The sequence below is a fragment of the Acidimicrobiales bacterium genome (assembly GCA_036270875.1).
GTDB lineage: Bacteria > Actinomycetota > Acidimicrobiia > Acidimicrobiales > AC-9 > AC-9.
On the sequence record DATBBR010000053.1, the window covers coordinates 1 to 5,929 of the forward strand.

Genomic DNA, 5,929 nt, shown 5'->3' on the forward strand with positions numbered 1-5,929 from the left:
ACCTCGAAGCGGGCCAGGTCCCAGCTGGTGTTCGCGTGCGTCGGTCGTTCGACGTGCCCGTATTGGATCTCGTAGGTCGCTCGCTGACAACGCACCGCGACCGGGAACGCGACTTTGAGGAAGCGGTTGGTCTCGCGCCACTCGACCCGGGTGTCGAACTCGACGTGTGGTGACTTGGCGCCGAGCGAGATCGTCTGCGTGATTCGTGACGCACCGAACGCGCGTGTGATCCGGATCGCGACACGCACCGGTCCCTGCTCGACCACGTCGATCGACTCGACGTCGGTGAGGTCCTCCACCTGGTTGAGGTAGAACCGGTCGACATCCCACGCGTCGTAGAAGTTGGGGTAGTCCTCGAAGACCTGGAGCACGTTGCCCCTGGCGCCGGCGGCCAGCGCCTCACGGTCGGCTGACTTGTCCCAGACCGACGTGAGCAGGCCGTCGTCGTCCCACCGCACTCGGAGGCGGCTGTTCTCGAGGCCGTGCTCGTCCACCGCCAGCTCGGAGCCGGGCGGTGGGTCGCCGGCGCCGGGCACCAGGTCGTACACGCTGTGGCCGCACGAGGGAACCGACGCGCTGAACAGCAGTGCGCCGTCCGCGGCGACCTGCACGGGGATCCGCTCGCCGTCGGGCCCGATGGCGACGAGCGGCTCGCCGCGGTCGTCCCGAGGGAGGCTCGCGACCTCGGTGCGATCGTGGGACAGCGGGTTGAGCACGACGACCGGGGACGACAAGCCGGCGGTGTCGACGGCAGCGGCGAGCACGGCCGTGGCATCGTCGATCACCGCTCCGGCCTCGGCCGCCACCTGGGCGTGGTCGCGGGCGGTGTCCTCGTAGACCCAGTGGATGCCCGAACCGGGGATGATGTCGTGGAACTGGTGGAGAAGCAGCGTCCTCCAGGCCCGGTCGAGCCGCTCCGTCGGGTAGGCGGACCACGGCGTTGGAGCCAGGCTGGCCCACAGCTCCGCCTCGCGCAGCGCCAGCTCGCCGGCGCGGTTGCCCTTCTTGGTGGCGGCCTGGGTCGTATAGGTGCCGCGATGGAGCTCCAGGTACAGCTCGCCGACCCAGACCGCCGGGTCCTCGAGATCGGCCATGGCCTTGTCGAAGAACGATGACGCCGTCTCGAGCTGGACGCGCGGCGCGCCCTCGAGGTCGGCCAGGCGCCGCAGCGACTCGATCATGCCCGCCGTCGGGCCTCCGCCGCCGTCGCCGTGGCCATAGACGTACAGCGACCGGGTGGCCCGGTCGTGGTCCTTGAAGTTGCGCACGGCCTGCACCAGCTCGCCCACGCTGGCATCGCCGTTGTAGGTGTCGGCCGGCGGGAAGTGGGTGAAGACGCGCGACCCGTCGATCCCTTCCCAGACGAAGCTGTGGTGGGGGAGCACGTTGTACTGGTTCCACGACAGCTTCTGGGTGAGGAAACGGTCGATGCCGGCCTGGCGCATGATCTGGGGCAGGCTGCCCGGGTAGCCGAACACGTCCGGCAGCCACACCTCGGTCGTGTCCCGGCCGAGCTCCTGGGCGAAGAAGCGCTTGCCGTGGAGGACCTGTCGGACCAGGGACTCTCCGGAGGGGATGTTGCAGTCGGCCTCGACCCACATGCTCCCCACCGGCTCCAGCTGACCGTTGGCGACCTTTTCCCTCATGCGTTGGTAGAGGTCCGGATACCGCTCCTTCATCCACGCCCACTGCTGCGCTTGAGAGCACGCGAACCGGTAGTCGGGGTACTCGTCCATCAACGCCACCGCCGTGGAGAAGGTGCGGGCGCACTTGCGCACCGTCTCCCGCAGGGGCCACAGCCAGGCGGTGTCGATATGGGCGTGGCCCACGGCGCTGACGCGGTGGGCGCTGGCCGCCGCCGGCCGGGCCAGCAGCTCCTTCAGCAGAGGATGGGCGGCGGCGAAGGACCCAGGGACGTCCCGCAGGTCCAGGGCGCCACAGGCCCGGTCGAGCCCGGCTCGTAGCTGGGACCGGCGGGGCTCGTCGCCCACCTGGGCCAGCAGCTGGAGAAGCAGGCGGAGGTCGTGCCAGAAGGCCAGCAGTTCACGCCGGATGACCCGGAGCTCGGCCCGGGCCAGGGTGAAGAGGGGGATGCCGTGGGGCTCGGGTCCGAGGAGCGGCCAGGTGAGGGCACCGAGGGGCGGCCGAGCGTTGGCGGCCGCCTCGACGAAGACCTCGACCGCCTCGCCGCCCTCGGCCGCCTTGGTCAGCACGTAGTCGCGGTGGTTGGGGGACAGGCCCTGGACCGGGCGGCCGTCCCGCCACACCAGCGCCTCGGCCCCGAACCCGGTGTCCCCGGCGTTGCCGATCTCGAAACGGAGGGCGACCTCCTCCCCGCGCCACTCTGGCGGGACCCGCCCCCGCAGCTGGAACCACGTCGTGTCCCAGGCCGGTCCCCACGCACCGCCGACGGGGAACTGCTCGTAGGGGGCGTTCATGGCCTCGGTGACGCTGACGGGCTCGCCGTGCACGTGGTAAGCGGCCACCTCGAGCGCGGCGGACGGGCCGCTCAGCGCCGGCCTGATGTGCTGGTTCACCACCCGCCGGATGCGGGCCTCGGTGATGGCGTCTTCCTCGTGCACGCAGCCTCCCTCTACTGCTATGCCCCTCGCGGCCCCGCCGGCGGCCGTCCGGGAGGGGCCTCGTCGGCCAGCCGCTGGCGGAGGACGAACTTCTGCACCTTGCCCGAAGGCGTCCGCGGGAAGTCGTCCACCAGGCGCAGCTCTTCGGGCCACTTCTGCCTGGCCAGCCCCACGCCCTCGAGGATGCCGCGGATGCTGTCCAGGTCGGGCGCACGGGCTCCCGGCAGCTGGCGCAGGAATGCACAGGCGTGCTCGCCCAGGCGCGCGTCCGGTGCAGCGACGACCGCCGCCTCGGCGACGCCCGGCATCCGCATCAGCAGCTCCTCGACCTCGGGGGCGCTCACGTTCTCGCCTCCCCTGATGATGATGTCCTTCTTGCGGTCCGTGATGGTCAGGTAGCCCTCGGCGTCGAGCCGGCCGACGTCCTCGGTCAGGTACCAGCCGTCGGCGTCGAAGGCGCTGGCCGTCAGGGCAGGGTCGGTGTAACCCCAGAAGCAGTCGGGCCCTCGGCTGAGCACCTCGCCGGCTTCGCCCGTCGGCAGGTCGGTCCCGGACTCGTCGACGACGCGCACCTCCACGCCCACCAGCGGCCGGCCGTCGGTGCGCGTGCGGGCGAGGAGAGGATCGTCGTGGGTCGATCCCGTCGTCGAGGGGTGCTCGGTGGAGCCGAAGGCTCTCGTGATCGAGATCCCGAGCGACGTCGCCCGGTCGGCGACCGCCACGGGCACAGAAGATCCCCCGAGCCCCGTCTGCCGCATCAGGCGGAGGTGGTCGGGACCGCAGTCGGGATGGTCGAGGAGGCTGGTGAGGAAGAAGGTGGCGCCGCTTCCGGCGGCGACCCCGTGCTCGAGCATGTCCGCCAGCACCTGCGGCGGATCCCAGACATCGGTGAGATGCACCGGCTGCCGGCGGTGGAGGGGGAGGAGCAGCCCCGAGAGCATGCCGATGCCGTGGGCGACCGGCGCCCCGGTGAGCAGCGGCAGCTCGCGGCTCGACTGGATGTCGCCGAGCTGGCGCACCTCGAACACGAGGGTGCGGTGGGCGTGGACGACGCCCTTGGGGTCGGAGGTGGTGCCCGAGGTGTAGGCAACCGCCGCGGGGTGGGTGGGGTCGACGGTGATCGGGCCCTCGAGCGGTGGGTTGTCGAGAAGGTCGCCGAAGGGCACGGCCCAGCTCGGGACCCCGGAGCGGGAGAGCGGTGGGGTGTCGGCGCCGACGACGGCCACCAGCTCGAGATCAGGCAGTCCGCCGCGCAGGTCGTCGAGATCGCCGAGGTGGTCCAGGTGGCCGAACCGGTCCACGGTGACGAGAGCCCGGGCGCCCGACTGGCGCAGGATGTGGCCCACCTCCTTGCGTCCGTAGAAGTGCACGATCGGCACCAGCACCGCCCCGAGGAAGGACGTCGCGTAGAACGTCACGGCCGCCTCGATCCAGTTGGGGATCTGGAAGGCGATCACGTCACCAGGCCCGATGCCGCGCGCCCGCATACCCCCCGCCATCCGCAGGGCCAGTTCCTCGACGCCTCCGAACGTGCCCGACCAGGGCCGGGTACGGGAGTGGATGCGGAAGGTGTGGCCGGCGCTCCTCGCCAGCCCGTCGGCCAGCACCGAGCCCAGGGTCTCGTCGGTCCACCACCCGTTGCGCAGATACCGGCGGGCGAGGTCGGGCTCGACCTCACGCAGCTTCCAGTCGGCCGGCATGGCGAGGCTCGGCCCGCGGTCGGGCTACTGCCTGGGCGTCATGTCGAGGTCGGGTGGCTCATGGTCCGGAATGCGCCACCTGATGAAGGGCTTGTCGTACTCGTCGTGGTAGGCATTGGCCTTGTCGACCATCTCGTGGAATGCGGCGTCGAACGCCTCCCAGTCAGCGGCCTCGATGGCCTTGCTCACCGGTCCGGCGTCCTCGTCGATGAACTTGGCCATGTTGGCCTCGTACTTGGGGCGGACGAAGGCCCCCACCTCCATGAGGTTGATGGCCTCCTTGAGCTGGAAGCGGGCCAGCGGCCAGTTGCGGGCCTTTCCGGCGTAGTAGAGCTTCCAGATGCGAATGCTGATCTCGGGCATGATGCGGGCCAGGCCGGGCTGGGTCATCCCCAGCTCGTCCAGGGTCATCGTGCGCTTGCCGTTGTCGACCAGGATCTCGTCGGTCACGCCTGCTCCAGTGGTCTCGCTGAGGGTCGGGTCACGTTAGCGTCGATCAGGCCGGGGCTTCAGAGCGAAGCGCGCCCACCGTGGACTTCTCCCGCGGCCGGTGCGTGAACGGGTCGTAGCTGAACACCTTCATGGCGTTCTCGTGGGTGATCTGGTTGATCTCGTCGTCGGGGACCCCGGCCAGCTGTTTCATCAGGGTCTCGGGAGAGTGCGGCCAGGTCGAGTCGGAGTGCGGGTAGTCGCACTCCCAGGTGATCTTGTCGACCCCGATGAGGTGCCTGGTCTCCAGGCCGGCGGCGTCGCTGATGAAGCAGAAGGTGAAGCGGTCCTTGGCCACCTGGCTCGGCAGCTGGTCGCCGAAGTCCTGGTGGGTCCAGTAACGGTGTTGCTGGTAGGCGTAGTCGATGCGCTCCAGCCAGTAGGGCAGCCAGCCGATGCCGCCCTCGGAGAGGGCGAAGTGCAGGTTGGGGAACTTTCGCAGCACCGGCGACCACAGGAGATCGGTGGCCGCGTGCATGGCGTTGAGGGGCGTGAGGGTGATCATGATGTCGATCGGCGCGCCAGGCGCCAGGCCGAGAATGGTCGAGGAGGAGCCGATGTGAAGGCAGATGACCGTGCCCTCTTCCTCACAGGCGGCGAAGAACGGATCCCAATGGTCCCCGAAGATGTGGGGCCAGCCGAGCTTGGCCGGGTCCTCGGAGAAGGTGACGGCGTGGCAGCCCTTGGCAGCCATGCGGCGCACCTCCTTGGCCATCTCCTGGGGGTCCCAGATGGGCGGGATCGACAGAGGGATGAAGCGCCCGGGATGGCTGCCGGCCCACTCGTCCACGTGCCAGTCGTTGTAGGCCTTGAGCATGGCCAGGCCGACGTCGAGGTCCTTGGACTTTGAGAAGAGCTGGCCGCAGAACTGCACGAACGAGGGGAAGCACATGGATCCGAGGACGCCGTTGCGGTTCATGTCGTTGACCCGCTCGTCGATCAGGTAGCAGCCAGCACGCAGCTCTTCGTAGCGGGTGGGCTCGATGTTGTACTCCTCGGGCGGCCGCCCGGCCACAGCGTTCAGGCCGATGTTGGGGATCTCGTTGCCCTCGTAGACCCATACGTCGGTGCCGTCGGCCTTCTTCACGCTCTTGGGGGCCTTGTCCTTCAAGCTGGCCGGAAGGTGGTTGGCGAACATGTCCGGCGGCTCGACGGTGT

4 protein-coding genes are annotated in these 5,929 nt (G+C 69.7%); all 4 read right to left on the minus strand.

Annotated elements, in window-relative coordinates; translation table 11 throughout:
• Positions 1-2,582: glycoside hydrolase family 38 C-terminal domain-containing protein (locus tag VH112_06305; protein HEX4539842.1), on the minus strand; the 2,582-nt coding region annotated here is incomplete at its 3' end.
• Positions 2,583-2,599: 17 nt separating this feature from the next.
• Positions 2,600-4,282, minus strand: a complete 1,683-nt coding sequence (locus VH112_06310; GenBank protein HEX4539843.1) for an AMP-binding protein — start codon at positions 4,280-4,282, stop codon at positions 2,600-2,602.
• Positions 4,283-4,306: 24 nt separating this feature from the next.
• Positions 4,307-4,732: a hypothetical protein gene (locus VH112_06315; protein HEX4539844.1), complete on the minus strand. Its 426-nt coding sequence runs from the start codon at positions 4,730-4,732 to the stop codon at positions 4,307-4,309.
• Between the two features lie 46 nt (positions 4,733-4,778).
• Positions 4,779-5,929: amidohydrolase family protein (locus VH112_06320; protein ID HEX4539845.1), on the minus strand; the 1,151-nt coding region annotated here is incomplete at its 5' end.

Excerpts from the sequence above, each read along its gene's own strand:
- VH112_06310 (HEX4539843.1), bottom strand. The coding sequence starts at position 4,282 with ATGCCGGCCGACTGGAAGCTGCGTGAGGTCGAGCCCGACCTCGCCCGC.